At 61.0% G+C, this 23378-nt stretch carries 23 protein-coding genes; 14 read left to right on the forward strand and 9 right to left on the reverse strand.

Features of this window, described 5'->3' with window-relative positions:
• Window positions 1–73 precede the first annotated feature (73 nt).
• From rnc to tadA, 6 genes are all read left to right on the forward strand, one after another.
• Window positions 74–763: a ribonuclease III gene (gene rnc, locus NIBR502773_RS20875; RefSeq protein ID WP_027604662.1), complete on the forward strand. Its 690-nt coding sequence runs from the start codon at window positions 74–76 to the stop codon at window positions 761–763.
• Window positions 756–1658: a GTPase Era gene (gene era / locus NIBR502773_RS20880; RefSeq protein ID WP_027604661.1), complete on the forward strand. Its 903-nt coding sequence runs from the start codon at window positions 756–758 to the stop codon at window positions 1656–1658. Before rnc ends, era begins: the two co-directional genes overlap by 8 nt.
• Window positions 1659–1800: 142 nt before the next feature.
• A complete protein-coding gene (gene recO / locus NIBR502773_RS20885; protein ID WP_141156839.1) occupies window positions 1801–2490 on the forward strand; it encodes a DNA repair protein RecO in 690 nt (229 codons plus the stop codon).
• 51 nt (window positions 2491–2541) lie between these two features.
• Window positions 2542–3285 (forward strand): pyridoxine 5'-phosphate synthase, encoded by a 744-nt coding sequence (gene pdxJ / locus NIBR502773_RS20890; RefSeq protein ID WP_065906925.1) that lies wholly within the window; start codon window positions 2542–2544, stop codon window positions 3283–3285.
• Window positions 3286–3469: 184 nt separating this feature from the next.
• Window positions 3470–4852, forward strand: coding sequence for a multicopper oxidase family protein (locus NIBR502773_RS20895; protein WP_141156840.1), 1383 nt, complete (start codon window positions 3470–3472; stop codon window positions 4850–4852).
• On the forward strand, window positions 4852–5340 hold the full coding sequence (gene tadA, locus NIBR502773_RS20900; RefSeq protein WP_141156841.1) for a tRNA adenosine(34) deaminase TadA: 489 nt from the start codon (window positions 4852–4854) through the stop codon (window positions 5338–5340). The genes NIBR502773_RS20895 and tadA overlap by 1 nt, the downstream gene beginning before the upstream one ends.
• A 127-nt stretch (window positions 5341–5467) precedes the next feature.
• On the opposite strand, the gene NIBR502773_RS31355 is transcribed toward tadA, so the two are convergent.
• The 9 genes from NIBR502773_RS31355 to NIBR502773_RS20945 form a co-directional block, all read right to left on the reverse strand.
• Window positions 5468–6115 (reverse strand): retron system putative HNH endonuclease, encoded by a 648-nt coding sequence (locus NIBR502773_RS31355; RefSeq protein ID WP_141156842.1) that lies wholly within the window; start codon window positions 6113–6115, stop codon window positions 5468–5470.
• Entirely contained in the window at window positions 6112–7407 is a 1296-nt protein-coding gene (locus NIBR502773_RS20910) for an AAA family ATPase (protein WP_141156843.1), read from the reverse strand. Before NIBR502773_RS20910 ends, NIBR502773_RS31355 begins: the two co-directional genes overlap by 4 nt.
• A 165-nt stretch (window positions 7408–7572) precedes the next feature.
• On the reverse strand, window positions 7573–8529 hold the full coding sequence (gene cmoB, locus NIBR502773_RS20915; RefSeq protein ID WP_141156844.1) for a tRNA 5-methoxyuridine(34)/uridine 5-oxyacetic acid(34) synthase CmoB: 957 nt from the start codon (window positions 8527–8529) through the stop codon (window positions 7573–7575).
• The gene (cmoA, locus tag NIBR502773_RS20920) at window positions 8526–9269 is read right to left on the reverse strand and encodes a carboxy-S-adenosyl-L-methionine synthase CmoA (RefSeq protein WP_065926593.1); all 744 of its coding nucleotides are present in this window, start codon (window positions 9267–9269) and stop codon (window positions 8526–8528) included. Before cmoA ends, cmoB begins: the two co-directional genes overlap by 4 nt.
• A gap of 35 nt (window positions 9270–9304) precedes the next feature.
• Window positions 9305–9961 (reverse strand): lysoplasmalogenase, encoded by a 657-nt coding sequence (locus NIBR502773_RS20925; RefSeq protein ID WP_141156845.1) that lies wholly within the window; start codon window positions 9959–9961, stop codon window positions 9305–9307.
• A gap of 1 nt (window position 9962) precedes the next feature.
• Window positions 9963–10352, reverse strand: coding sequence for a protease inhibitor I42 family protein (locus NIBR502773_RS20930; RefSeq protein WP_092487281.1), 390 nt, complete (start codon window positions 10350–10352; stop codon window positions 9963–9965).
• A gap of 143 nt (window positions 10353–10495) precedes the next feature.
• The gene (locus NIBR502773_RS20935) at window positions 10496–11644 is read right to left on the reverse strand and encodes an integrase core domain-containing protein (protein WP_141156846.1); all 1149 of its coding nucleotides are present in this window, start codon (window positions 11642–11644) and stop codon (window positions 10496–10498) included.
• Window positions 11645–11823: 179 nt separating this feature from the next.
• On the reverse strand, window positions 11824–14244 hold the full coding sequence (gene lon, locus NIBR502773_RS20940) for an endopeptidase La (protein WP_027604652.1): 2421 nt from the start codon (window positions 14242–14244) through the stop codon (window positions 11824–11826).
• 120 nt (window positions 14245–14364) lie between these two features.
• Window positions 14365–15354 (reverse strand): GntR family transcriptional regulator, encoded by a 990-nt coding sequence (locus NIBR502773_RS20945; RefSeq protein WP_115487680.1) that lies wholly within the window; start codon window positions 15352–15354, stop codon window positions 14365–14367.
• A gap of 335 nt (window positions 15355–15689) precedes the next feature.
• Here NIBR502773_RS20945 and NIBR502773_RS20950 point away from each other — a divergent pair, with 335 nt between their 5' ends.
• The 8 genes from NIBR502773_RS20950 to NIBR502773_RS20985 all read left to right on the forward strand — a co-directional run bounded on the left by NIBR502773_RS20950 (window position 15690) and on the right by NIBR502773_RS20985 (window position 23344).
• Window positions 15690–17021, forward strand: coding sequence for an amidase (locus tag NIBR502773_RS20950; RefSeq protein WP_141156847.1), 1332 nt, complete (start codon window positions 15690–15692; stop codon window positions 17019–17021).
• A gap of 11 nt (window positions 17022–17032) precedes the next feature.
• Window positions 17033–17911, forward strand: coding sequence for a polysaccharide deacetylase (locus NIBR502773_RS20955; protein ID WP_003234086.1), 879 nt, complete (start codon window positions 17033–17035; stop codon window positions 17909–17911).
• 38 nt (window positions 17912–17949) lie between these two features.
• The gene (locus tag NIBR502773_RS20960) at window positions 17950–19290 is read left to right on the forward strand and encodes an MFS transporter (RefSeq protein ID WP_065938643.1); all 1341 of its coding nucleotides are present in this window, start codon (window positions 17950–17952) and stop codon (window positions 19288–19290) included.
• Between the two features lie 10 nt (window positions 19291–19300).
• Window positions 19301–20062: an SDR family NAD(P)-dependent oxidoreductase gene (locus NIBR502773_RS20965; RefSeq protein ID WP_065938644.1), complete on the forward strand. Its 762-nt coding sequence runs from the start codon at window positions 19301–19303 to the stop codon at window positions 20060–20062.
• Window positions 20063–20141: 79 nt separating this feature from the next.
• Window positions 20142–20891 (forward strand): SDR family NAD(P)-dependent oxidoreductase, encoded by a 750-nt coding sequence (locus NIBR502773_RS20970; protein ID WP_141156848.1) that lies wholly within the window; start codon window positions 20142–20144, stop codon window positions 20889–20891.
• A 13-nt stretch (window positions 20892–20904) separates the two neighbouring features.
• Window positions 20905–21204: a hypothetical protein gene (locus NIBR502773_RS20975; RefSeq protein ID WP_141156849.1), complete on the forward strand. Its 300-nt coding sequence runs from the start codon at window positions 20905–20907 to the stop codon at window positions 21202–21204.
• The gene (locus tag NIBR502773_RS20980; RefSeq protein ID WP_141156850.1) at window positions 21201–22175 is read left to right on the forward strand and encodes a GTP-binding protein; all 975 of its coding nucleotides are present in this window, start codon (window positions 21201–21203) and stop codon (window positions 22173–22175) included. Before NIBR502773_RS20975 ends, NIBR502773_RS20980 begins: the two co-directional genes overlap by 4 nt.
• Window positions 22172–23344, forward strand: coding sequence for a PotD/PotF family extracellular solute-binding protein (locus NIBR502773_RS20985; RefSeq protein ID WP_065926582.1), 1173 nt, complete (start codon window positions 22172–22174; stop codon window positions 23342–23344). Before NIBR502773_RS20980 ends, NIBR502773_RS20985 begins: the two co-directional genes overlap by 4 nt.
• Window positions 23345–23378 lie beyond the last annotated feature (34 nt).

Genomic DNA, 23378 nt, shown 5'->3' on the forward strand with positions numbered 1-23378 from the left:
AACAGGATTTGAATTTGAACACTGCGTCAATCGTCGATGGCCGCCGGTGCCACCACACAGATATGGGTAAACCGTGACCGTTTCTCTAAGTCGTCTCGAGCGCCAGCTCGGCTACACCTTCAAGGATCAGGAATTGATGGTCCTTGCCCTCACACACCGCAGCTTTGCAGGGCGTAATAACGAACGCCTGGAATTCCTCGGTGATGCCATCCTCAATTTCGTCGCCGGTGAAGCGTTGTTCGAGCGCTTCCCCCAAGCCCGTGAAGGTCAGCTGTCGCGTTTACGCGCACGCCTGGTAAAGGGCGAGACCCTGGCCGTACTGGCCCGTGGTTTTGGCCTGGGTGAGTACCTGCGCCTGGGTTCCGGCGAGTTGAAGAGCGGCGGGTTCCGCCGTGAGTCGATCCTGGCCGATGCGCTTGAGGCGTTGATCGGCGCGATCTACCTCGATGCCGGCATGGAAGCGGCCAAGGAGCGCGTCACCGCGTGGCTGACCTCCGAGATCGAAAGCCTCACGCTGGTCGACACCAACAAGGATCCGAAGACCCGCCTGCAGGAATTCCTGCAATCGCGCGGTTGCGACCTGCCACGCTACGAAGTGGTGGATATCCAGGGTGAGCCCCATTGCCGCGTGTTCTTCGTGGAATGTGAAATCACCTTACTGAATGAAAAAAGCCGAGGTCAGGGTGTGAGCCGTCGTATTGCCGAACAGGTAGCGGCCGCTGCAGCACTGATTGCCCTGGGCGTGGAGAATGGCCATGACTGATTCAACCGCAACACGCTGTGGCTATGTTGCCATCGTCGGCCGCCCGAACGTGGGCAAGTCCACGCTGCTGAACCATATCCTCGGCCAGAAGCTTGCGATCACCTCGCGCAAGCCGCAGACCACCCGCCACAACATGCTGGGCATCAAGACCGAAGGCAGCGTGCAAGCGGTCTACGTCGACACCCCGGGCATGCACAAGGGCGGCGAGAAAGCCCTTAACCGCTATATGAACAAGACGGCCTCGGCGGCGTTGAAAGACGTGGACGTGGTGATCTTCGTGGTCGACCGCACCAAGTGGACCGACGAAGACCAGATGGTCCTCGAGCGTGTGCAGTACGTCACCGGCCCTTTGATCGTCGCGTTGAACAAGACCGACCGTATCGAAGACAAAGCCGAGCTGATGCCGCACCTGAGCTGGCTGCAGGAGCAACTGCCGAACGCCCAGATCATGCCGATCTCGGCCCAGCACGGGCACAACCTCGAAGCCCTGGAGCGCGTGATCGCCGGTTACCTGCCGGAGAACGAGCACTTCTTCCCGGAAGACCAGATCACCGACCGCAGCAGCCGTTTCCTCGCCGCCGAACTGGTGCGTGAGAAAATCATGCGCCAGATGGGCGCCGAGCTGCCGTACCAGATCACCGTTGAAATCGAAGAGTTCAAGCAGCAGGGCAAGACCCTGCATATCCATGCACTGATCCTCGTCGAACGTGACGGCCAGAAGAAAATCATCATCGGCGACAAGGGCGAGCGCATCAAACGCATCGGCACCGAAGCGCGCAAGGACATGGAATTGCTGTTCGATTCCAAGATCATGCTCAACCTGTGGGTGAAGGTTAAAGGCGGCTGGTCCGATGATGAGCGCGCGTTGCGCTCCCTCGGCTACGGCGACCTGTAAGGGCACCGCAGGGCAAAAAATGTGGGAGGGGGCTTGCCCCCGATAGCAGTGGGTCAGTTAATAGATAAGTGACTGAACCACCGCCATCGGGGGCAAGCCCCCTCCCACATTAGGTTTGTGTTGTTTTCAAGATAGAGAACCCATGTCCCAATCCCCACCCACCAGCCAACTCGCCTATGTGCTGCACAGCCGCGCCTACCGCGAGACCAGCGCCCTGGTGGATTTCCTCACGCCCCAAGGCCGCCTGCGCGCGGTGTTGCGCAGCGCGCGGGGCAAGGCGGGGACATTGGCGCGCCCCTTCGTGGCGTTGGACGTGGAGTTTCGCGGCAAGGGCGAGCTGAAAAACGTCGGCCGCCTGGAAAGCGTCGGCACGTCCGCCTGGCTCAATGGCGATGCACTGTTCAGCGGCCTCTACCTTAATGAACTGCTGATCCGCCTGTTGCCCGCCGAAGACCCGCATCCGGCGGTCTTCGATCACTACGCCGCCACCTTGCTGGCCCTGGCAGAAGGTCGCCCCCTGGAGCCGCTGCTGCGCGCCTTCGAATGGCGCCTGCTTGACGACCTGGGCTACGGCTTCGAACTGCACAACGACCTGCACGGCGACCCCATCGCCGCCGACGGCATGTACCGCCTTCAGGTGGATGCGGGTCTGGAACGTGTGTACCTGCTGCAACCGGGCCTGTTCCAGGGCACCGAGCTGCTGGCCATGAGCGAGGCCGACTGGAGCGCACCCGGCGCCTTGTCCGCCGCCAAGCGCTTGATGCGCCAGGCCCTGGCCGTGCACTTGGGCGGACGGCCGCTGGTCAGTCGCGAGTTGTTTCGAAAGCCCTGACATCCCCGTGTATGCTGTGCAGCGTTTCTTCCCCTTTTCAGGAGCGCTTCCGTGACCACCAGCAATCGCATTCTTCTTGGCGTCAACATCGACCACGTCGCTACCCTGCGCCAGGCCCGGGGCACCCGTTACCCTGACCCGGTCAAGGCTGCGCTGGACGCCGAAGAAGCGGGTGCCGACGGCATCACCGTGCACCTGCGCGAAGACCGCCGCCACATCCAGGAGCGCGATGTGCTGCTGCTCAAGGACGTGCTGCAAACCCGCATGAACTTCGAGATGGGCGTCACCGAAGAAATGATGGCCTTCGCCGAGCGTATTCGCCCGGCGCACATCTGCCTGGTCCCGGAAACCCGCCAGGAACTGACCACCGAAGGCGGCCTCGACGTCGCCGGCCAGGAAGCGCGGATCAAGGCCGCCGTGGAGCGGCTGTCGAAGATCGGCAGCGAAGTCTCGCTGTTCATCGACGCCGACGAGCGCCAGATCGAAGCGTCCCGCCGTGTCGGCGCGCCGGCCATCGAACTGCACACCGGCCGTTACGCCGACGCCACCACACCGACCGAAGTGGCGGATGAACTGCAGCGCATCATTGACGGTGTGAACTGCGGCCTTAATGAAGGCCTGATCGTCAATGCCGGCCACGGCCTGCACTATCACAACGTCGAAGCGGTGGCTGCGATCAAGGGCATCAACGAGCTGAACATCGGCCACGCGCTGGTGGCCCACGCGCTGTTTGTCGGGTTCAAAGGTGCCGTGGCCGAGATGAAGGCGCTGATTCTGGCTGCTGCCAAGGCCTGATACCGCAGCGCAAGCTCTGCTGTGCTTCCTGTGGCAAGCCCGCTCACCACAAAAAGCGTGCTCGCCCCGCGACCCAATGAAATCAGCAACTGCGGCAATGCGAAGCCTTACTGTTTAGCCAATGCAGGTGTATCGTATCTGCCCTTTGCAGGCCCTGTGCCTGCGGCAGATACGTGAGGTTGTTGTGTCCCGATCCTTTTCCCGTCGACAAATCCTGGGTGGTCTTGCAGGCCTGGCCGTAGTGGGCGTCGGTGCCGGTGGCGCCTACCGCTACTGGCTGGGGAAAGTCGCCGAAGCCGAAGCGGGGCATGATTACGAACTGATCGCCGCGCCGCTCGACGTAGAACTGGTGCCGGGGCACAAGACCCAGGCCTGGGCCTTCGGCCCTTCGGCACCGGGCACCGAGTTGCGCGTGCGCCAGGGTGAGTGGCTGCGGGTGCGCTTTATCAACCACCTGCCGGTCGCTACCACGATCCACTGGCACGGCATTCGCCTGCCGCTGGAAATGGACGGCGTGCCCTACGTCTCGCAACTGCCGGTGCTGCCCGGCGAATACTTCGACTACAAATTCCGCGTGCCCGACGCCGGCAGCTACTGGTATCACCCCCATGTGAACAGCAGCGAAGAACTCGGCCGCGGCCTGGTCGGCCCGCTGATCATTGAAGAACGCGAACCCACCGGGTTCAAACACGAACGCACCCTCAGCCTGAAGAGCTGGCATGTGGACGAAGAGGGCACCTTTGTCGCCTTCAGCATTCCCCGTGAGGCCGCGCGCGGGGGTACGGCCGGGCGGTTGTCGACCATCAATGGCGTATCCCAGGCGGTGATCGACCTGCCTGCCGGGCAGATCACCCGTGTGCGCCTGCTCAACCTCGACAACACCCTGACCTATCGCATCAACATCCCCGACGTCGAAGCGCAGATCTACGCGCTGGACGGCAACCCCGTCGAACCACGCCCGCTGGGCAAGGAATACTGGCTGGGTCCGGGCATGCGCATCTGCCTGGCGATCAAGGCGCCGCCGGCGGGTGAAGAACTGTCGATCCGCAACGGCCCGGTGCGCCTGGGCACTTTCCGCTCAGTCGCCAACACCGATGCACCGACCGAATGGCCGCCGGCATTGCCCGCCAACCCGATTGCCGAGCCGGACCTGGCCAATGCGGAGAAACTCAACTTCAATTTCGAGTGGGTCGGTTCAGTGTCGGTGAATGTCGATAATGGCAAGCCGCCGAGCCTCTGGCAGATCAACGGCCAGGCCTGGGACATCACCGACAAGACCTGCGCCGACCGCCCGATTGCCAAGCTGGAAAAAGGCAAGAGCTACATTTTCGAATTGAAGAACATGACCCAGTACCAGCACCCGATCCACTTGCACGGCATGAGCTTCAAGGTGATCGCCTCGAACCGCCACAAGGTGATCCCGTATTTCACCGACACTTACCTGCTGGGCAAGAACGAACGCGCCCGCGTGGCCTTGGTGGCGGATAACCCCGGGGTGTGGATGTTCCACTGCCACGTGATCGACCATATGGAAACCGGCCTGATGGCCGCCATCGAGGTGGCGTGATGCGCCAGTTTCGCCCCACGGCGATCATCGACCGCAGCCGCGACCAGGATTTCATGCGCGAAGCCCTGGCACTTGCCGCCCAAGGCGCGGCGCTGGGCGAAGTGCCGGTGGGCGCGGTGCTGGTGCAGGACGGTGACATCATCGGTCGCGGCTTCAACTGCCCGATCAGCGGCAATGACCCCAGTGCCCATGCCGAAATGGTCGCCATCCGCGCCGCCGCGCAGGCTGTCAGCAACTACCGCCTGCCGGGCAGTACGCTGTACGTGACCCTGGAACCGTGCAGTATGTGCGCCGGGCTGATCGTGCATTCACGCATCGCGCGGGTGGTGTATGGCGCGTTGGAGCCGAAGGCGGGGATTGTGCAAAGCCAGGGGCAGTTCTTTACCCAGGGGTTTTTGAATCATCGGGTGTTGTTTGAAGGCGGTGTGCTGGCCGAGGAGTGCGGCGCGGTGCTGAGCGAATTCTTCAAGGCCCGCCGACAGCATTAAAATACACTTCAACCCTCGAAACTGTCTGCTTTGAGCTGGTCTTCCGCAGCGTCTCCAAGATAGCCGCGGATTGCCGAGAAGAATGGCTGCCAATTATTACTTTTATCCCGTCTCATGAATATCCTGGCTAGAGTAGCCCTGGTGTGTTCGTCCGAGATACCAGCGTTAACGTATTTTGTGAAGCTTTCATTAATTGTGTTGAGCGCGACTCTGCGCATGTTTTGAAGCCTAGGACTATCGAGATTGAGCTTGTCGATGGTAGCCTGTGCTCTGGCTGGATCAATAATGGATTGCGCGCAGTTATTGACATCAACAGAAATAGCCCTGTGCTACGGTCAAATTTGAAGAGACATGGGCCAGACTTGAGATTTAGGGGGTTTAGTATAACGTCATCCCAAATATTGTTTGCTTTGGGGACGTCGCATGTATAGGGCTTTGTATGACGTGCTTTAGCATCTACGACATCTTTTCTGGAACCTCCGTGACAAACTGCTAAAAGGTTGTTCCACTCTAGTCCCCAATTGCGAGTCGTGGTTTTGTCGGATTTTGGGTGGAAGTGTTCAACCCTGAAGTCCGCCGACCCTTTACTGTTAGCTGGTATTAAGTCGATTTCGCAATAGGCGCATACACTGCCTTGATCTGATCTCAGTGCTTTGTGGATTTGGTCACGGCGCGCAGAGTTTTTCGTGAATTGATTCCATTCGTTTTGGGGCTTCGTATTTATATAAGCTTCTAGTAGTGGAGGTGTCACGCTATCCTTTAGGGTTTTTTTCATTTGTTCAAGTCCATTTCCTTTAGTCGGATATCCATCTGCAGTCGTATAAGCTCAGGTTCATATTCTGCTCCCCACTCATCCAACTTTTGTTTCAGTATCCTTCCCTCAGGCGTATCCCATTGGTCATTGGCAACCAAACGCTGATACTCCTCCAAATCACCTACGATTTCCACTCTGGGCGATCTTGGATGCACGCCCAGTACATCTTTGAGCATCTGTTGGGCCTCTGCGCCTTCGGAAAACTCGACGGGAAAAACTTGTGGTTTATCGCCAATCCAGTCAATGACGCGTAGGGACTCGGCGGGGACTGTGCTTACCACCTGAGGGCTGTGGGTAGTGGCAATAAACTGAATATTTGGAAATGTTTCAATCAGGTCCGGTAAAATGGTCTGCTGCCAACCAGGATGTAGATGCAGATCTATTTCGTCAATAAGTATGACACCCTCGGTATTTAGAGGGTCGGGCCTATTAGGATTGGCTTCCGCCATGCGGGCTGCAATATCCATTACCATTGCTAACGTGGTGCGATAACCATCGCTTAGTTGCTCGATCCTCAGTGGCTTTATTACGCCGGCCACTGACCAGTCCACCATAAGGCCTGCGGGGTAAACGCTACGAGGATTGCTGAAGCCTGGCATCAACCTTTTAATTGCCATTCGAATCGCTCTTAGTTCAGGTTGTTCGAACTCAAATGAACGTTGAGATTTATGTACCTGAGTTTCGCGGTCTTCTAGATAGTAGAAGTATTCGATGAAGCGTTTAAAGTTGGTGTGGCTCTGCAGGGCGCCATCAAAAGCGTCAAATCGGTTGAATGTCTTTTTGAAGTCTTTCTTGCGTTGCGGTACGCCGAAAACACCCCTGCCAGTGCCGTAATAGATAAATACTGGTAACGCGAAGTCTCGACCCTCATTGGTGGCATCAATAAATTGGTCTGCATGATCCATTAGGTTTTTTTGCCCGACAGCCGGTGGAATCTGCTGAGCTGTTTTTTTACTTTGGTCTCGTTTTTCGGTCCGGTCCCACAACAATCCCTCAGTGCTTTCACATTTGATTCGCATGTAAGGGGGCTTGCTTCCGTCGGGGTTTACCTGAAAGTCGGCATCCCGAGGACTTATGCCGGATACGCCGGGAAGCCGCGAAAGAAAAAGGCCAAATGCTGTTGCAAGAGCATCCAATACGCTCGATTTACCCGCCCCGTTACGTGCTACTAACACCGTAATTTGGGGGTGGAAGTCTATTTTGAAATCACTGAAACGACGATAATTTGTCAGCGTCAGCTCTTTTATTTTCACGATGAACGTCCCCTGTATGTATACGATATCGCGATATTTCGCGTTTTTCCTATCTCTGTTACGCCCTGTTGACTCATCTGACCTGTACGAAACTATCAGAATTTCATAAGAATTTTTGAGCGTTTTTACAACTATCGCCTAGGTAGTCATAACAAGACGGAAAACTTACTTCGTGGCGATGATGACCGCCCGCATCGGCGCCGGCAGCCCTTCAATCGTCTTGCTGTGATCCTGCGGATCGAGGAAGTCGCTGAGGGATTGATACTTCATCCACTCCGTTCCGCGCTGTTCCTCCACCGTGGTCACGCTCACATCCACGCACCTCACATCACTGAACCCCGCACGCCGCAGCCACAGCATCAGTGCCGGCACCGACGGCAGGAACCACACGTTACGCATCTGCGCATAACGGTCTTCCGGCACCAGTACCTGTTGCTGGTCGCCTTCCACCACCAGGGTTTCCAGGACCAGTTCGCCACCCTTGACCAGGGTGTCCTTCAGCGCCAGCAGATGTTCGATGGGCGAGCGGCGGTGATAGAACACCCCCATGGAAAACACCGTGTCGAAGCCTTCCAGGTTCGCCGGCAGGTCTTCAAACGGGAACGGCAGGTGCCAGGCCTTGGGTTCGGACAGGTAACGCTGTACGGCCTGGAACTGGCAGAAGAACAGCCAGTTCGGGTCGACGCCAATCACGCTGTCGGCCCCGGCGCCGAGCATGCGCCACATGTAGTAACCGTTGCCGCAACCGACATCGAGAATACGCTTGCCCTTCAGGTCCAGGTGCGGGGCCACACGCGACCATTTCCAGTCCGAGCGCCATTCGGTGTCCACATGCACGCCGAACAGGTGGAGCGGGCCCTTGCGCCACGGGCTCAAGCCCATCAGCGCGGTGTGCATCTGCGCGCGGGTGGTGTCGTCGCAATCGGTGTCCAGCACCAAACCTTTGAGCAAGTCGACTTCGCTGGGCTGGATCTTTGGCAGCGCGTCCAGGGCACTCTGCCAACGCTCCAGGTCGCCATGACCCTTTTCCATCTTGCTATCGAGCTGCGCTTGCAGGCCTTGGGCCCATACGGCCAGCGGGGTACCGACCAGATGGCGGGCGAGGGGGGACAGATCAATCATGGCAGGGCAATCAACGAGGCAAAGTTAAGACACTGGAACCACGGCACGACTTTCGAGAACCCGGCCGCCAGCAGGCGTTCGCGGTGTTCTTCGAGGCTGTCGGGCTTCATGACGTTTTCGATGGCGCTGCGCTTCTGGGCGATTTCCAGTTCGCTGTAGCCGTTGGCGCGTTTGAACGCGATATGCAGGTCGGTGAGCAGCGCATGCTCTTCCAGGTCATTGAAGCGCAGCTTTTCCGAAAGGATCAGTGCGCCGCCGGGCAATAACGACTGGCGGATACGCCCGAGCAACGCCAGGCGCTCATCCGGGGCGATGAATTGCAGGGTGAAGTTCAACGCCACCACCGAGGCCGGTTGGAACTGCAACGCGAGGATATCGCCGTCGATCACCTCGACCGGCAGCAGCTCCTGGAACATCGAGTCCTGGCCATTGAGGTATTCGCGGCAGCGCTCGACCATGGCCGCCGAGTTATCCACCGCGATCACGCGGCAACCGTCGGTGCGCACATGACGGCGCAAGGCCTGGGTCACTGCGCCCAGGGACGAGCCCAGGTCGTAGAGCACGCTGTGCGGTTGGGCAAACTGCGCCGCAAGTACACCGAGGTTTTCGACAATCGTCGGGTAACCGGGCACCGAACGCTTGATCATGTCCGGGAACACCCGCACCACGTCCTCGTTAAAGGCGAAGTCCGGCACCTGGGGCAGGGGCTGGGCGAATAGGCGATCGGGTTCTTTGCTCACGGTTGTTCCGGCGACGAAGGGGAAAGGCCGGCATTTTAGCCAAGTTGGCCCTCGTGTGCGCGGGTTGTCTGATGGAAAGCCGAGGCGGTGATGCCCCACTGTCCGAGCCAGTAGGTGACGATCAACAAATACGGCGCGGCGTCGAACGACAGCACAAACCGATTGATACCGATCAGCGTGTCGGAAAACACAAACGACACCGCGCCCGCCGCCGCCAGCAGCGCCGAGCGTTTCGGTACATCGCTGCCCACGCGTGCCAGCGCGCGCCAGAGCATGGCGCTGATCACCAGTGCGTAAATCACCACCGGTACCAGCAGTTCGCCAAGGCCGTGGGAGATCAGGATGCCCAGCAGGATCGCGCCCACGCCCAGCGCCAATACCAACGGCAGCAGCGCCAGACGGCGACAGTCGCTGCAATAGGCTTTGAGGTAGGCCAGGTGGGCAAACAGGAAGGCGCCGAGGCCGAAGATAAACAGGTCGCCCGGCCAGGCCAGCAATACATCGCCGACCAGGGAGAAAATCAGCCCGAGGCTGATCCAGCGTCGGTAGTCGGTCGGCGGCGCATCATGCAGCCAGCCCAGCAGCGCCAGCACCGGCAGCGGCTTGACCAGCAGGCACAGCAACGTGGCATGGGTGCTCAGGCCGTAGATAAAGGTGCCTGCGCCCATCAACGCAAGAATCAGCCATGGCATATCAGTTCACCGTAATGGCGCAATCGAAGGTCTCGGCGGGCTCGGCTTCCGGTTCCCAGGGTTGCTGGGATGTCAGGCGCAAACGACCCTGGCCGGCCGTGAATGCCTGGAAGCGCCAGGTGGACTGGCCACCGCCGCCGATCACACCGGATTCCGAGCTGCTGTACACCTCGGGGCTCAGCGCACGCAGTACGCCACCGGCGGAATCCTGGATGGCCCAGCGGTAGCCGGTGGTGGGGTTGCTTGGCAGGGTGAGGATCAGGTTTTGCCCGGTCTTGAGTTGCAGCGGGCAAGCGCCCTGTTCTTCCACGGTGACGTTTTGCTTCGGCGCACTGGCGCAGGCGGCGAGCAGGCAAAGGCTCAGGGGGAGAAGCAGGCGGGCAGCGGTCATGGAGGCTCCGTTGTTTGGCGACGAAGACCGAGCATAACCGAAGATAAGACAGGGTGTTACAAGCAGGATACAGGTTGCGGCCACTCACGCCATCGGGGTGTAGAACCGTAGACATCGTTTACATCTGAAACCGGGGACATCGTTTACACATTTGAGGCCTGGACGCGGGTCATACCTCGTCCAAGCCTCCCCAAGGGATAATCACACAGGTACAAATCCCAAGCATCATCTTCAGCTTCTTTGAGCCCTATCCTTTCCCCGGACAGCGCCTCGCTGATAAATACCAACTTGCCGTTCCACTTGATCGATCCGTCCTGCCTGACGCTTCGAACTTTCATTTCTGCCGGATATTCCACATCGGGCAAGCATCCTGGATAAATTCGGGTGGACGGCACATACAAGTCTCCCGGACTTTTCATGCCGAGCGCTTCGTGAGGGCGTACGTAATTAAACTCATGCCTGAAATGCTCCAGCAAAAGCTGCTGCTCGACTAAGTTTTTCCCCAAGGGCAACTCAAGTTTCAAGCTACGGTGCATTCGTTCATGGCGACCATTCTGGGCGGGTCTTCCCGGCATGGTTCGCTCGGGATAAATACCCAGCCGAATCCACCAAACTGCCAGTGTGGAGATTCTTGCCAGGCCAGGAGAGGCGAACGGTACCCCGTTGTCCGAACGGATAACTTCCGGCATGCCGTACTCCTGAAAAAGCCTCTCAAAGGCCTGTTTTACAGGCTGGGTCATGATCTTGGGATGGGCCCTGCACGCTAAAATCAGCCGCGACGCATGGTCTGTGACGGTCAAAGGGAAGCACATCTGAGCATTAAGCATCTTGAACTGCCCTTTGTAGTCAGCACACCACGTCTTGTTAGGTTCGTCGGCCTTTCGCATTTGTGCGTGGGAGATGCTGTGTCGGCGTTTGAAGCGCCGCTTTTTGACGAGCCCAAGTCGGTCAAGCCATTGACCGGCCGTACTTGGAGAGGGCCAGGTGACGGAGGGATCTTCCAGCCGTAATAGCTCGAGAAGCTTTTTCGGCCCCCATTTATCGTGAGCCTCCTTCATCGCGACTACACGGGCCAAAATCTCGTCGTCGGTTTTATTTGGGCTGTTGTGAGGTCGCCGGGACAGTTCGGATAAAGACCTCAAATCGCCGTCGTGCCGGGCAATCCACTTATCGACGGTAGGTCGGCTAACGTCAAAGCGGCGTGCCAACTGGCTTTTAGTGAAGTTGCCAGAAAGCCAATCAGCTACCAGCTTGATTCTTTGATTCATGGGGGACTCTTGGTTCCAGGGCATGATCAGTTACCTCCTGATCATGCGTATTAGCCTGTAAACCATGTCCCCGGTTAGAAATGTAAACGATGTCCCCGGTTTGTACCGGGGCAAGCCCCCTCCCACATGTTGATGTGTGAACACATTCAAGTGTGGGAGGGGGGCTTGCCCCCGATGAGGCCAGTTCAGGCGCTAGCGCTCTATCAGAACAACACCTTCGCCACATCCGCAAAGCGCTTGGCAAAGTGCACGGTCATGCCTTCTTTCAGGTACTCCGGCAACTCTTCAAAACTGCCACGGTTCGGCTCCGGCAGAATCAGCTCGTGGATCTTCTGGCGCCGCGCCGCAATCACCTTCTCGCGTACCCCGCCAATCGGCAGCACATGCCCCGTCAACGTCAGTTCACCGGTCATGGCCACGCCTTTTTTCGGCGCTTGGTTGCGCGCCAGGGACAGCAGCGCGCTGGCCATGGTCACCCCGGCGCTCGGGCCGTCCTTCGGCGTGGCGCCTTCCGGTACGTGCAAGTGCACGAAGGCCTCGTCGAAGAACTTCGGATCGCCGCCAAACGACTTCAGGTTTGAGCTGATGTAGCTGTAGGCGATTTCGGCGGACTCTTTCATCACCTCACCCAACTGCCCGGTGAGCTTGAAGCCGCGATTGAGGGTGTGGATACGGGTCGCCTCGATCGGCAGGGTCGCGCCACCCATGCTGGTCCAGGCCAGACCGGTGATCACGCCGGTACCCGACAGTACCTGCTCGTTGCGGAACACCGGCATGCCGAGGGAGCTTTCCAGGTCTTTGTTGCCGATCTTGATCACCGAGTTCGGCTCGTCCAGCAGCTTGACCACCGCCTTGCGCACCAGTTTGCCCAGTTGTTTCTCCAACTGGCGCACCCCGGCTTCACGGGCGTACCCGTCGATCAGTGCACGCAGGGCGCCGTCACTGATGCTCAGGCTGTTTTTCGACACGCCGGCTTTTTCCAGCTGTTTTGGCCACAGGTGGCGTTTGGCGATGGCGACTTTTTCTTCGGTGATATAGCCCGACAGGCGAATCACTTCCATACGGTCCAGCAGCGGGCCGGGGATCGAGTCCAGGGTGTTGGCGGTGCACACGAACAGCACCTTGGACAGGTCCAGGCGCAGGTCCAGGTAGTGGTCGAGGAATTCGACGTTCTGCTCCGGGTCGAGGGTTTCCAGGAGTGCCGAAGCCGGGTCGCCCTGGAAGCTCTGGCCCATCTTGTCGATCTCGTCGAGCATGATCACCGGGTTCATCACTTCGACATCTTTAAGCGCCTGCACCAGCTTGCCCGGCAGGGCGCCGATGTAGGTGCGGCGATGGCCCTTGATCTCGGCCTCGTCGCGCATGCCGCCGACGCTGAAGCGATAGAACGGCCGCCCGAGGGACTCGGCGATGGACTTGCCCACGCTGGTCTTGCCCACGCCCGGCGGGCCCACCAGCAGCACGATGGAGCCAGCGACCTCGCCTTTATAGGCGCCCACCGCGAGGAACTCGAGGATGCGGCTCTTGATGTCATCCAGGCCGGCATGGTGCTTGTCCAGCACCTTGCGTGCGTGCTTGAGGTCGAGTTTGTCCTCGCCATACACGCCCCAGGGCACCGAGGTGGCCCAGTCCAGGTAATTGCGCGTGACGGCGTATTCCGGCGAGCCGGTTTCGAGGATCGACAGTTTGTTCAGTTCTTCATCTATACGTTTTTTCGCCTGGGCCGGCAGCACCTTGCCTTCCAGGCGTTGCTCGAACTGTTCGACGTCGGCGCTGCGATCGTCCTTGGTCAGCCCCAGTTCCTGCTGGATGACCTTGAGCTGTTCCTTGAGGAAGAACTCGCGCTGGTGTTCGCCGATCTTGCGGTTCACCTCGGCGGAGAGTTCTTTTTGCAGGCGTGCGACTTCCACCTCCTTGCGCAGCATCGGCAGGACTTTTTCCATACGCTTGAGCATCGGCACGCAGTCCAGCACTTCCTGCAGCTCGTTACCGGTGGCCGAGGTCAGCGCGGCGGCGAAGTCGGTGAGGGGCGACGGGTCGTTGGGGCTGAAGCGGTTGAGGTAGTTCTTCAGCTCTTCGCTGTACAGCGGGTTGAGCGGCAGCAGTTCCTTGATCGCATTGATCAGCGCCATGCCGTAGGCCTTGACCTCGTCGGTCGGCTCGCTCGGCTGGTGCGGGTATTCCACTTCCACCAGGTACGGTGGGCGGTGGTGCTTGAGCCAGGTCTTGATGCGCACGCGGGTCAGGCCCTGGGCGACGAATTGCAGCTTGCCGTTCTCGCGGCTGGCGTGGTGTACCTTCACCAGGGTGCCGTACAGCGGCAGGCTCGAGGTGTCGAAATGGCGCGGGTCTTCGGGTGGCGTGTCCATGAAGAACAAGGCCAGGGAGTGATGGTCGGATTTGCTCACCAGCTCCAGGGTCTCAGCCCATGGCTCTTCGTTGACGATCACCGGCAGCACTTGCGCCGGGAAGAACGGCCGATTGTGGATCGGGATGATGTAGACCTTGTCCGGCAGGTTTTGCCCAGGCAGGGCCAGGCCGGTATTGGACGAAGGGGTTTCAGCGTTTTCGGGGTCGGCGTAATCGTTGAGGTCGTAATCAGGGAATTCTTGCTGGTCGCTCATGGGGCACCTGCATCAGGAAGTATGCAGCTTAGATGGGGCGGGGTAGCAGTGGTTTCAATGGTGGGGGTGAGATAGCAACATATTGCAGGAAATTACTGCGGCGACATTGGTCAATATGGGTCAGCTGATTTTGTGGAGGTAAGCGGGGAGTGGCTGTTCTGGCAGCACCGACAGGACTTTCAAGCGCTGCAACATCCGTTGCCGCGCTCGTTGCAGATGCTCGCGCAGGTTCAACGCCGCCGCATCGAATGCGCCATGCAGCAGCAGCTCCAGAATCAAGCGATGTTCGGCGAGCATCGCCGGATCGGCGCCGATCCCCAGCAATCGGTAAAAAATCCGGCTGATGATCATCGGGCTCTGGCCCTGGCGAATCAGCGCGGCAATCTTGCGGTTCTGCAGGCCGGCCAGGCAGCGCTGGTGCAGGTCCTCTTCGATCTGCTCGATGGCTTCCAGGCTGCACTGGGGGCTGTCCTGGGCATCCAGCACGCGCTGCAGCATGGCTTCCAGCATGTCGCGGTCGAGGTTCGGGGCACTCTGGCGCAGGGCTTCGGGTTCGAGGCAGGCGCGCAGTTCGTAATCTTCGGTGACTTCCCGCGCGGTCAAGGGCCCCGCCAACCATTGGGAATAGGGCTCTTTTTCCACCAGGCCGCGGTCGCGCAGGCGCATCAGCGCTTCACGCACCACCGCGCGGCTGACGCCGTAGTGGTCGGCGGCGGCTTGCTCATCCAGGCGGTAATGGCCAAAGGCGATGCAGGTGGACAGCGCCGCGCCGATTTCCTCGACGATGCGCTCGCCCAGCGGCCGGGTGTCCACCAGTTCGGCCTCGCCATTGAGGCCCAGATGCGCATGGCTCAGGGGCAGGCGCAGCGGCTCCATGGTCAGGCCTTCGGGGTTGATCAGGTAACCCCGGCCGTTGAAGCGGCAGATCAGGCCTTCAGCGTGCAGCAGGTCCAGCGCTTTGCGCACCGGAACGCGGCTGGTGCCGAACAGCTCGGCCAGGGGCGCTTCGAGCAATACCAGGCCATGGCGGGCGGTGCCATTGACGATCGCGTCGCGCAACACCTGGTGAATCATCGCGTAACGGGAGGCCGAGGCGGACACTGCTTTCATCGATTTCTCAAAGGCATGTAGGACGATGGCCGGGGATTCTCTCATAAGTTGCGCCTGTCACCCTGCGCCACGTCGGTGGCACTTTTTTGGGGCCTTGAATGTAGGAATGTTACTTTTCTGCACCAAAATGTACTTATTAATAAAAGATACATTATTTCATTGGGAGCGCTTCGCAAGTGGGGCGCACATTTTTTTCCATCGATCAACACCATCTATCCCGTAGCTCTGGGTAAGAATGCGTAATCGCGCCACAAGCGCTACGCAGAGACTGGCACGAAAGCTGCCTTTGTAAAATGTACATTTTATTAATATGTACGTTTTATGAGGTTTCCGTGATGTCAGACGCCACTTCACTGGCCGAGGATTTCGCCAGCGGTCGCAGCGACCCGGTGCAAGCCCTTGAACAGGCACTCGATCAAGCGAGCCGCGCGACCAGCGTATTTATTGCCCTGACCGCCGAACGCGCCCGCCGTGAAGCCGAAGCGTCCGCCGCCCGGTGGCGTGCCGGCCAGCCCTTGAGCGTGTTCGATGGCGTGCCCCTGGCCTGGAAAGACCTGTTCGACGTAGCCGGCAGCATCACCACCGCCGGTGCCGCCTACCGCCGCACTGCGCCCGCCGCGTTGCTCGATGCTCCCAGCGTGGGCCTGTTGTGCCGTGCCGGGATGGTCAGCGTCGGCAAGACCAATCTCAGCGAACTCGCCTATTCCGGGTTGGGCCTGAATCCGCATTTCGGCACGCCGCACAATCCCCATGGCACCGACCAGGCACGCATTCCCGGGGGCTCGTCGTCCGGGTCGGCGGTGGCGGTCGCGGCCGGTATCGTGCCGATCGCCATGGGCACCGACACCGCAGGCTCCATCCGCATTCCGGCAGCGCTCAACGGCCTGGTGGGGTACCGCAGCAGCAGCCGACGCTACAGCCGCGACGGTGTGTTTCCCCTGGCCCGTTCCCTCGACAGCCTTGGCCCGTTGACCCGCAGCGTGCGCGATGCCTTGGCCATCGACGACCTGCTCCATGGCCGTGCCCGGCAGCACAGTGCCCGCCGCCTGAAAGGGCAGCGTTTTGTGTTGGAACAAGGCGTGCTGGCCGACGTGGAGCCTGCGGTGCGCAACAACCTGCTGCGTGCCGTTGAGCGACTGAAGGCCGAAGGTGCGCTGATTGAAGAGCGTGAAAGCACCCCGTTCCAGGCCACCCTGGACTTGATCAAGCACCAAGGCTGGCTTGGCGCGTTCGAAGCCTTCGCCCTGCACCAGGCCCTGCTCGACAGTGCTGACGCCGAACACCTCGACCCCCGCGTGCGCCGCCGCCTTGAAGCCGCGCGCGGATTGCCGGCCAGCCAACTGATCCACCTGACCGACGCACGCCGCCGCCTGCAACAGCAACTGCTCGATGCGCTTGACGGCGCGATCCTGATCACCCCCACCGTTGCCCATGTCGCCCCGGCGTTGGCACCGCTTGAGGCCGATGACGAACTGTTCGTCAAAACCAACCTCGCCACTCTGCGCCTGACCATGCCCGGCAGTTTTCTCGACATGCCGGGCATCAGCTTACCCAGCGGTCGCGATGCCCAGGGCCTGCCCACCGGGCTGCTGCTCAGCGCCCCGAGCGGAGAAGACGCGCGGCTGTTGCGCGCGGCCTTGTCCGTCGAATCCGTCCTCAACCTTTAAGGAGAAACACCATGGCTAAAGACATCCTCTGTGCATTTGGCGTCGACGTCGACGCCGTCGCCGGCTGGCTCGGTTCCTACGGCGGCGAAGACTCGCCCGACGACATCTCCCGCGGCCTGTTCGCCGGTGAAATCGGTGCGCCGCGCCTGCTCAAACTGTTCGAACGCTACGGCCTGCGCACCACCTGGTTTATCCCCGGCCACTCGATGGAAACCTTCCCCGAGCAGATGAAGGCCGTGGCCGACGCCGGCCACGAAATCGGCGTGCATGGCTACAGCCACGAAAACCCGATTGCGATGACCGCCGAGCAGGAAGAAATCGTCCTCGATAAATCCATCGAGTTGATCACCCAAGTCACCGGCAAACGCCCCACCGGCTACGTCGCGCCGTGGTGGGAATTCAGCAAGGTCACCAACGAGCTGTTGCTGAAAAAAGGCATCAAGTACGACCACAGCCTGATGCACAACGACTTCCACCCCTACTACGTACGCAAGGGCGACAGCTGGACCAAGATCGACTACAGCCAGCACCCCGACACCTGGATGAAACCCCTGGTGCGCGGCGAAGAAACCGACCTGGTGGAGATCCCGGCCAACTGGTACCTCGACGACCTGCCGCCGATGATGTTCATCAAGAAAGCCCCCAACAGCCACGGCTTCGTCAACCCGCGCCACCTCGAAGAAATGTGGCGCGACCAGTTCGACTGGGTCTACCGCGAGCACGAACACGCGGTGTTCACCATGACCATCCATCCCGACGTGTCCGGCCGCCCGCAAGTGCTGCTGATGCTCGAGCGCTTGATCGAACACATCCAGAGCCATGCCGGCGTGCGCTTCGTCACCTTCGACGAAATCGCCGACGACTTTATCCGCCGCCAACCGCGTACCTGATCCCAACCCAAGCAGCCCCCACCTCCCGAGGCGCGATTATGTCCATCTACAACAAGCTTGACCTGACTGGCTGGAAACCCCGGCAACTGACGTCCCAGGAAGTGCGCTTCGCCACCTGGATCGCGTTTTTCGCCTGGGTGTTTGCGGTGTACGACTTCATCCTGTTCGGCACCTTGCTGCCGGAGATCGGCCGACACTTTGGCTGGGGTGAAGTGGAGCAGGCTGAAATCGCGACCTGGGTGGCGGTGGGTACCGCCGTTGTCGCCTTGGCCATTGGGCCGATCGTCGACAAGCTGGGGCGGCGCAAAGGGATTATTTTCACCGTGGCCGGTTCCGCACTGTGCTCGGCGCTGACCGCCATTGGCGGCGCGTGGGGCAAGTCGCCGCTGATTCTGATCCGTTCGCTGGGCGGCCTGGGGTATGCCGAAGAAACCGTCAACGCCACTTATTTGACCGAGCTGTATGGCGCCTCGGAAGACCCGCGCCTGACCAAGCGCCGCGGCTTCATCTACAGCCTGGTGCAGGGCGGCTGGCCGGTCGGTGCGTTGATCGCCGCCGGCTTGACCGCGCTGTTGCTGCCGATCATCGGCTGGCAGGGTTGCTTCATCTTCGCCGCGATCCCGGCCATCGTCATCGCGATCATGGCGCGCAAGCTCAAGGAGAGCCCGCAGTTCCAGATCCACCAGCGCATCAGCCAACTGCGTAAAAGCGGTGCGGTGACCGAAGCGCAAAACGTTGCCGTGACCTACGGCGTGGATTACGACGAACACAGCAAGGCCGGTCTCAAGGCGGCCTTCCGTGGCCCGGCCCGTCGCGCCACCCTGGTGATCGGCGCTGCGCTGCTGCTCAACTGGGCAGCGATCCAGGTGTTCAGCGTGCTTGGCACCTCGGTGATCGTCAGCGTGCACCACATTTCGTTCGAGAACTCGCTGATCATCCTCGTGCTGTCGAACCTGGTGGGTTACTGCGGCTACCTCAGCCACGGCTGGATGGGCGACAAGATCGGCCGCCGCAATGTGATCGGCCTGGGCTGGATGCTCGGCGGCCTGGCGTTTGCCGGCATGCTGTTTGGCCCAAGCAATATGCCGATGGTGGTCGGGCTGTACAGCCTGGGCCTGTTCTTCCTGATCGGGCCGTACTCGGCGGCGCTGTTCTTTATCAGTGAAAGTTTCCCCACCAGCATCCGCGCCACCGGCGGCGCGATCATCCATGCCATGGGCCCGATTGGTGCCGTGGTCGCGGGCTTTGGTGCGACCCAGGTGTTGTCCGCCGGCAGTGACTGGCAGACCGCCGCGCTGTGGTTCGGCGCGCTGCCATGCTTCTTGTCCGGCGCGCTGATGTTTGCCGCACGCCATGTGCGTCCGGAAACCGTTCAGTAAGGAGAATGTGATGAGCCGTAAAGTTGCCCTGATTACCGGTGCCGCCAGTGGCATCGGCCAAGCCCTCGCCGTGGCCTATGCACGTTGTGGCGTGGCGGTGGTGGGCGGGTATTACCCGGCCGATCCCCACGACCCGGGCACCACCGTGTCGTTGGTGGAAGAGGCGGGGGGCGAGTGCCTGATGTTGCCGCTGGACGTGGGCGATACCGCCTCGGTGGACGCCCTCGCCGAGCAGGCGGTACAGCATTTCGGCCGGCTGGATTACGCGGTGGCCAACGCCGGTTTGCTGCGCCGTGCGCCGCTGCTGGAAATGACCGACGAGTTATGGAACGAGATGCTCAATGTCGACCTGACCGGGGTGATGCGTACCTTCCGCGCGGCGACGCGGCATATGAACGAAGGCGGCGCGCTGGTGGCGATCTCTTCGATTGCCGGCGGCGTGTATGGCTGGCAGGACCACAGCCACTACGCGGCGGCCAAGGCCGGTGTGCCGGGCTTGTGCCGTTCGCTGGCGGTGGAATTGGCGCCCCTGGGCATTCGCTGCAATGCGGTGATCCCGGGGTTGATCGAGACGCCGCAATCGCTGGATGCGAAGAACTCGCTGGGGCCGGAAGGTCTGGCAAAGGCTGCTCGAGCGATTCCGTTGGGGCGGGTAGGGCGCGCGGATGAAGTGGCGTCGCTGGTGCAGTTCTTGACCAGTGAAGCGTCGAGTTATTTGACCGGGCAGAGCATCGTCATCGACGGCGGCCTCACCGTGCGCTGGCCTGACTGACTGATGTACTCAATCCAAATGTGGGAGGGGGCTTGCCCCCTCCCACATTGGAACTGTGTTTGTTTCAGGAGATTTTCATATGCCTCAACTGAATAACCGCCGCGCCGTGATCACCGGCGCCGGCAGCGGCATCGGTGCCGCCATCGCCCGCGCCTATGCCGTTGAAGGTGCGCGCCTGTTACTGGCCGACCGCAACCCCGCCAGCCTCGCCGAAACCGCGACCGCCTGCCGTAACCTGGGCGCCGAGGTGGTCGAGTGCGTGGCCGATGTGGGCACGGTCGAAGGCGCCCAGGCCAGTGTCGACCGTTGCGTCGAACATTTCGGCGGCATCGATATCCTGGTCAACAATGCCGGGATGCTCACCCAGGCGCGTTGCGTCGACCTGTCCATCGAGATGTGGAACGACATGCTGCGCGTCGACCTCACCAGTGTGTTCGTCGCCAGCCAGCGCGCCTTGCCGCATATGTTGGCGCAGCGTTGGGGGCGGATCATCAACGTGGCGTCGCAACTGGGCATCAAGGGCGGCGCCGAACTCACCCACTACGCGGCCGCCAAGGCCGGCGTCATCGGTTTTACCAAGTCCCTGGCCCTGGAAGTGGCCAAGGACAATGTGCTGGTCAACGCCATCGCTCCCGGTCCGATTGAGACGCCGTTAGTGGGCGGTATCAGCGCCGACTGGAAGCGTGCCAAGGCCGCTGAATTGCCCTTGGGACGCTTCGGCCTGGCGGATGAAGTGGCGCCCACCGCCGTGCTGCTGGCCAGCGAGCCGGGCGGCAACCTGTTCGTCGGTCAGACTCTGGGCCCGAACTCCGGCGATGTCATGCCATGAGTGGGGTGTAGCCATGTGCGGACTCTGCGGACTGCTCGGGGAAGACCTGCACTGGAGCGATCCCCTGGGCGATGAACTGCCCAGGCGCCGCGAACGCCTGCGCCGTATCGCCGCGATCAACCAGGTCCTGGCGGTGTTCCGGCTCAAGGTCGAAGACTTCCAGGGCGCGTCCTATCTGCTGGTGGGCGCCACCGGTAAACAGGCACTGGCGAGCGGGCTGGATCAACTCTGGCAGGCGGCTGAAGCCATGCTCGGCCGGCCGCTGGATCCCCTTGATCCGCGACTGCTCGATCACTTGGAGTCAGCCCCATGAGCATGCCCCTGAATGTCATCACCGGCTTCCTTGGCAGCGGCAAGACCACCTTGCTCAAGCGTCTGCTGCAAGGCGAAAGCCTGGGCGACACGGCACTGCTGATCAACGAATTCGGTGATATCGGCATCGACCATCTGCTGGTGGAAGAAGTCGCGCCGAACACCGTGCTGCTGCCCAGCGGCTGCATCTGCTGCTCCATCCGTGGCGAGCTCAAGGACGCGTTGCTCGGCCTGTTGCAACGCCGCGAGCGTGGCGAAATCCCCGCGTTCAAACGGGTGATCCTCGAGACCACCGGCCTGGCCGACCCGGCCCCGATCCTCGCCACCTTGAACAACGACGTGCAGCTGCGCGGGCGTTTTCATATCGGCCTGGTGGTGACGCTGGTCGATGCCAGCCACGCCGCGTTGCAGGAACGCCTGCACCCGGAATGGCTGGCCCAGGTCGCGGCGGCAGACCGTTTGCTGCTGAGCAAGACTGATCTTGTGGATGACTGTGAACCGCTGCGTGCGCACCTGCAGGCGCTCAACGCCGGTACGCCGATCCTCGATACCCACGCCATCCACAGCGGCGACCAACTGTTGCTCGGCGAAGGCCTGCGCAGTGCCGAGCCCGCCCTGGAAGTCAGCCGCTGGCAATTGCACCAGACCACCAGCGCCACCCATGGTACGGCCCAGGTGTGCAGTATGACCTTCGACCGGCCGCTGGACTGGGTCGGCTTCGGGGTGTGGTTGTCGATGCTGTTAAGATGCCACGGCGAACGAATCCTTCGTGTCAAAGGACTGCTCAACGTGAACGCCAGTAACGCCCCCATCGTCATTCATGGCGTGCAGCATTGCCTGCATGCCCCGGTCCATCTGCCCGCGTGGCCAGGCACCGAGCGGCAATCGCGCCTGGTGTTTATCCTGCGCGGTCTCGACCCAGCGTTGCTGCGGCGTTCCTTTGAGGTGTTCTCACGGCGGTTCGCCGGATGATCACCTTACGGGTGCTCGGCACCTCGGTCACTTTGCTCGAATGCCTGCGGGTGCGCGCCGAACAGGAACTGGGGATTCGCCTGGTGTACCAGGTGCACGATGTGGAGCAGGCCCAGCGCATCGCAGTGATGCAGCCCGACAGCTACGACCTCTACGACCAATGGTTTCACAACGTCGACTTCGTGTGGCCGGCCCGGGCGATCCAGCCCATCGACACGCGGCGCATCGCGCTGTGGCACGAGATCAACGACCTGCCCAAGCGCGGTCGGCTGTCGCCCAATGACCGCCTGGGCAGCGGCAGCGTGCCCAGCGAACGCCTGTTCGTGCAGCACGACGGCAGCCTCGGCAGCACCGTCACCGAGCGCATCAGCATGCTGCCCCTGACCCACAATGCCGACAGCTTCGCCTACCGCCCCGAGCGCCTGCCCGAGGGTTTTTGCCACGGTAACGAAAGCTGGGGCTGGCTGCTGGACCCGGCCTGGCGCGCCCGCACGGCGTTGCAGAGCGATGCCGCCATCGGCGCCCTGGATGCTGCGCTGGCGGTGCAGGGCGCGGGGCTGGCGCGCTTCAACGACATCGGCAATATGAGCATCGAAGAGATCGACGTGCTCGCCGATATTCTGGTGCGCAAGCAGAAGGAAGGGCATTTCGCCGCGTTCTGGTCCGACGATGAAGAGGCGGCGCAACTGATGCTCAGCCCGAGCATCGATATCCAGAGCCTGTGGTCGCCAACCCTGATGCGCCTGCACCGCGCCGGAGTGAAATACCGCCTGGCGGTGCCCCGCGAAGGCTATCGCGCCTGGTTCGGCGGCTTGTCATTGTCGCGCCATGCCCAGGGGCCGGTGCTGGACGCGGCCTACGCGTACCTCAATTGGTGGTTGTCCGGCTGGCCGGGCGCGGTGATGGCGCGCCAGGGTTACTACATCGGCAACCCGGCGCGCAGCCGTGATCACCTGAGCAGTGCCGAGTGGGATTACTGGTACGCCGGCAAGCCTGCGCGGGAGGAGCTGCTCGGCAGTGATGGGTTGCCGTTGATCGATATCGGCGAGGTGCGCGATGGCGGCTCCTATGAGCAGCGCATGGGGCATATCGCGGTGTGGAACTCGGTCATGGATGAGCACAACTACCTGGTGCGGCGTTGGGGGGACTTCATGCGCGCCCGCAGCTGACAGGCGGATATGGCCAAGCGGTTGTCGCCAATAA

The organism is Pseudomonas sp. NIBRBAC000502773 (assembly GCF_006517195.1).
GTDB classification, from domain to species: Bacteria; Pseudomonadota; Gammaproteobacteria; order Pseudomonadales; family Pseudomonadaceae; genus Aquipseudomonas; species Aquipseudomonas marginalis.

What these genes read in the sequence shown, in the direction of transcription:
- NIBR502773_RS20950 (WP_141156847.1), top strand. Translation starts at nt 15,690, where the DNA reads ATGTCAGACGCCACTTCACTGGCCGAGGATTTCGCCAGCGGTCGCAGC.
- NIBR502773_RS20980 (WP_141156850.1), top strand. Translation starts at nt 21,201, where the DNA reads ATGAGCATGCCCCTGAATGTCATCACCGGCTTCCTTGGCAGCGGCAAG.
- lon (WP_027604652.1), bottom strand. Translation starts at nt 14,244, where the DNA reads ATGAGCGACCAGCAAGAATTCCCTGATTACGACCTCAACGATTACGCC.
- NIBR502773_RS20955 (WP_003234086.1), top strand. Translation starts at nt 17,033, where the DNA reads ATGGCTAAAGACATCCTCTGTGCATTTGGCGTCGACGTCGACGCCGTC.
- NIBR502773_RS20925 (WP_141156845.1), bottom strand. Translation starts at nt 9,961, where the DNA reads ATGCCATGGCTGATTCTTGCGTTGATGGGCGCAGGCACCTTTATCTAC.
- NIBR502773_RS31355 (WP_141156842.1), bottom strand. Translation starts at nt 6,115, where the DNA reads ATGAAAAAAACCCTAAAGGATAGCGTGACACCTCCACTACTAGAAGCT.
- NIBR502773_RS20935 (WP_141156846.1), bottom strand. Translation starts at nt 11,644, where the DNA reads ATGCCCTGGAACCAAGAGTCCCCCATGAATCAAAGAATCAAGCTGGTA.
- recO (WP_141156839.1), top strand. Translation starts at nt 1,801, where the DNA reads ATGTCCCAATCCCCACCCACCAGCCAACTCGCCTATGTGCTGCACAGC.
- NIBR502773_RS20965 (WP_065938644.1), top strand. Translation starts at nt 19,301, where the DNA reads ATGAGCCGTAAAGTTGCCCTGATTACCGGTGCCGCCAGTGGCATCGGC.
- NIBR502773_RS20985 (WP_065926582.1), top strand. Translation starts at nt 22,172, where the DNA reads ATGATCACCTTACGGGTGCTCGGCACCTCGGTCACTTTGCTCGAATGC.
- NIBR502773_RS20945 (WP_115487680.1), bottom strand. Translation starts at nt 15,354, where the DNA reads ATGAAAGCAGTGTCCGCCTCGGCCTCCCGTTACGCGATGATTCACCAG.
- cmoB (WP_141156844.1), bottom strand. Translation starts at nt 8,529, where the DNA reads ATGATTGATCTGTCCCCCCTCGCCCGCCATCTGGTCGGTACCCCGCTG.
- NIBR502773_RS20930 (WP_092487281.1), bottom strand. Translation starts at nt 10,352, where the DNA reads ATGACCGCTGCCCGCCTGCTTCTCCCCCTGAGCCTTTGCCTGCTCGCC.
- era (WP_027604661.1), top strand. Translation starts at nt 756, where the DNA reads ATGACTGATTCAACCGCAACACGCTGTGGCTATGTTGCCATCGTCGGC.
- NIBR502773_RS20960 (WP_065938643.1), top strand. Translation starts at nt 17,950, where the DNA reads ATGTCCATCTACAACAAGCTTGACCTGACTGGCTGGAAACCCCGGCAA.
- NIBR502773_RS20975 (WP_141156849.1), top strand. Translation starts at nt 20,905, where the DNA reads ATGTGCGGACTCTGCGGACTGCTCGGGGAAGACCTGCACTGGAGCGAT.
- tadA (WP_141156841.1), top strand. Translation starts at nt 4,852, where the DNA reads ATGCGCCAGTTTCGCCCCACGGCGATCATCGACCGCAGCCGCGACCAG.
- NIBR502773_RS20970 (WP_141156848.1), top strand. Translation starts at nt 20,142, where the DNA reads ATGCCTCAACTGAATAACCGCCGCGCCGTGATCACCGGCGCCGGCAGC.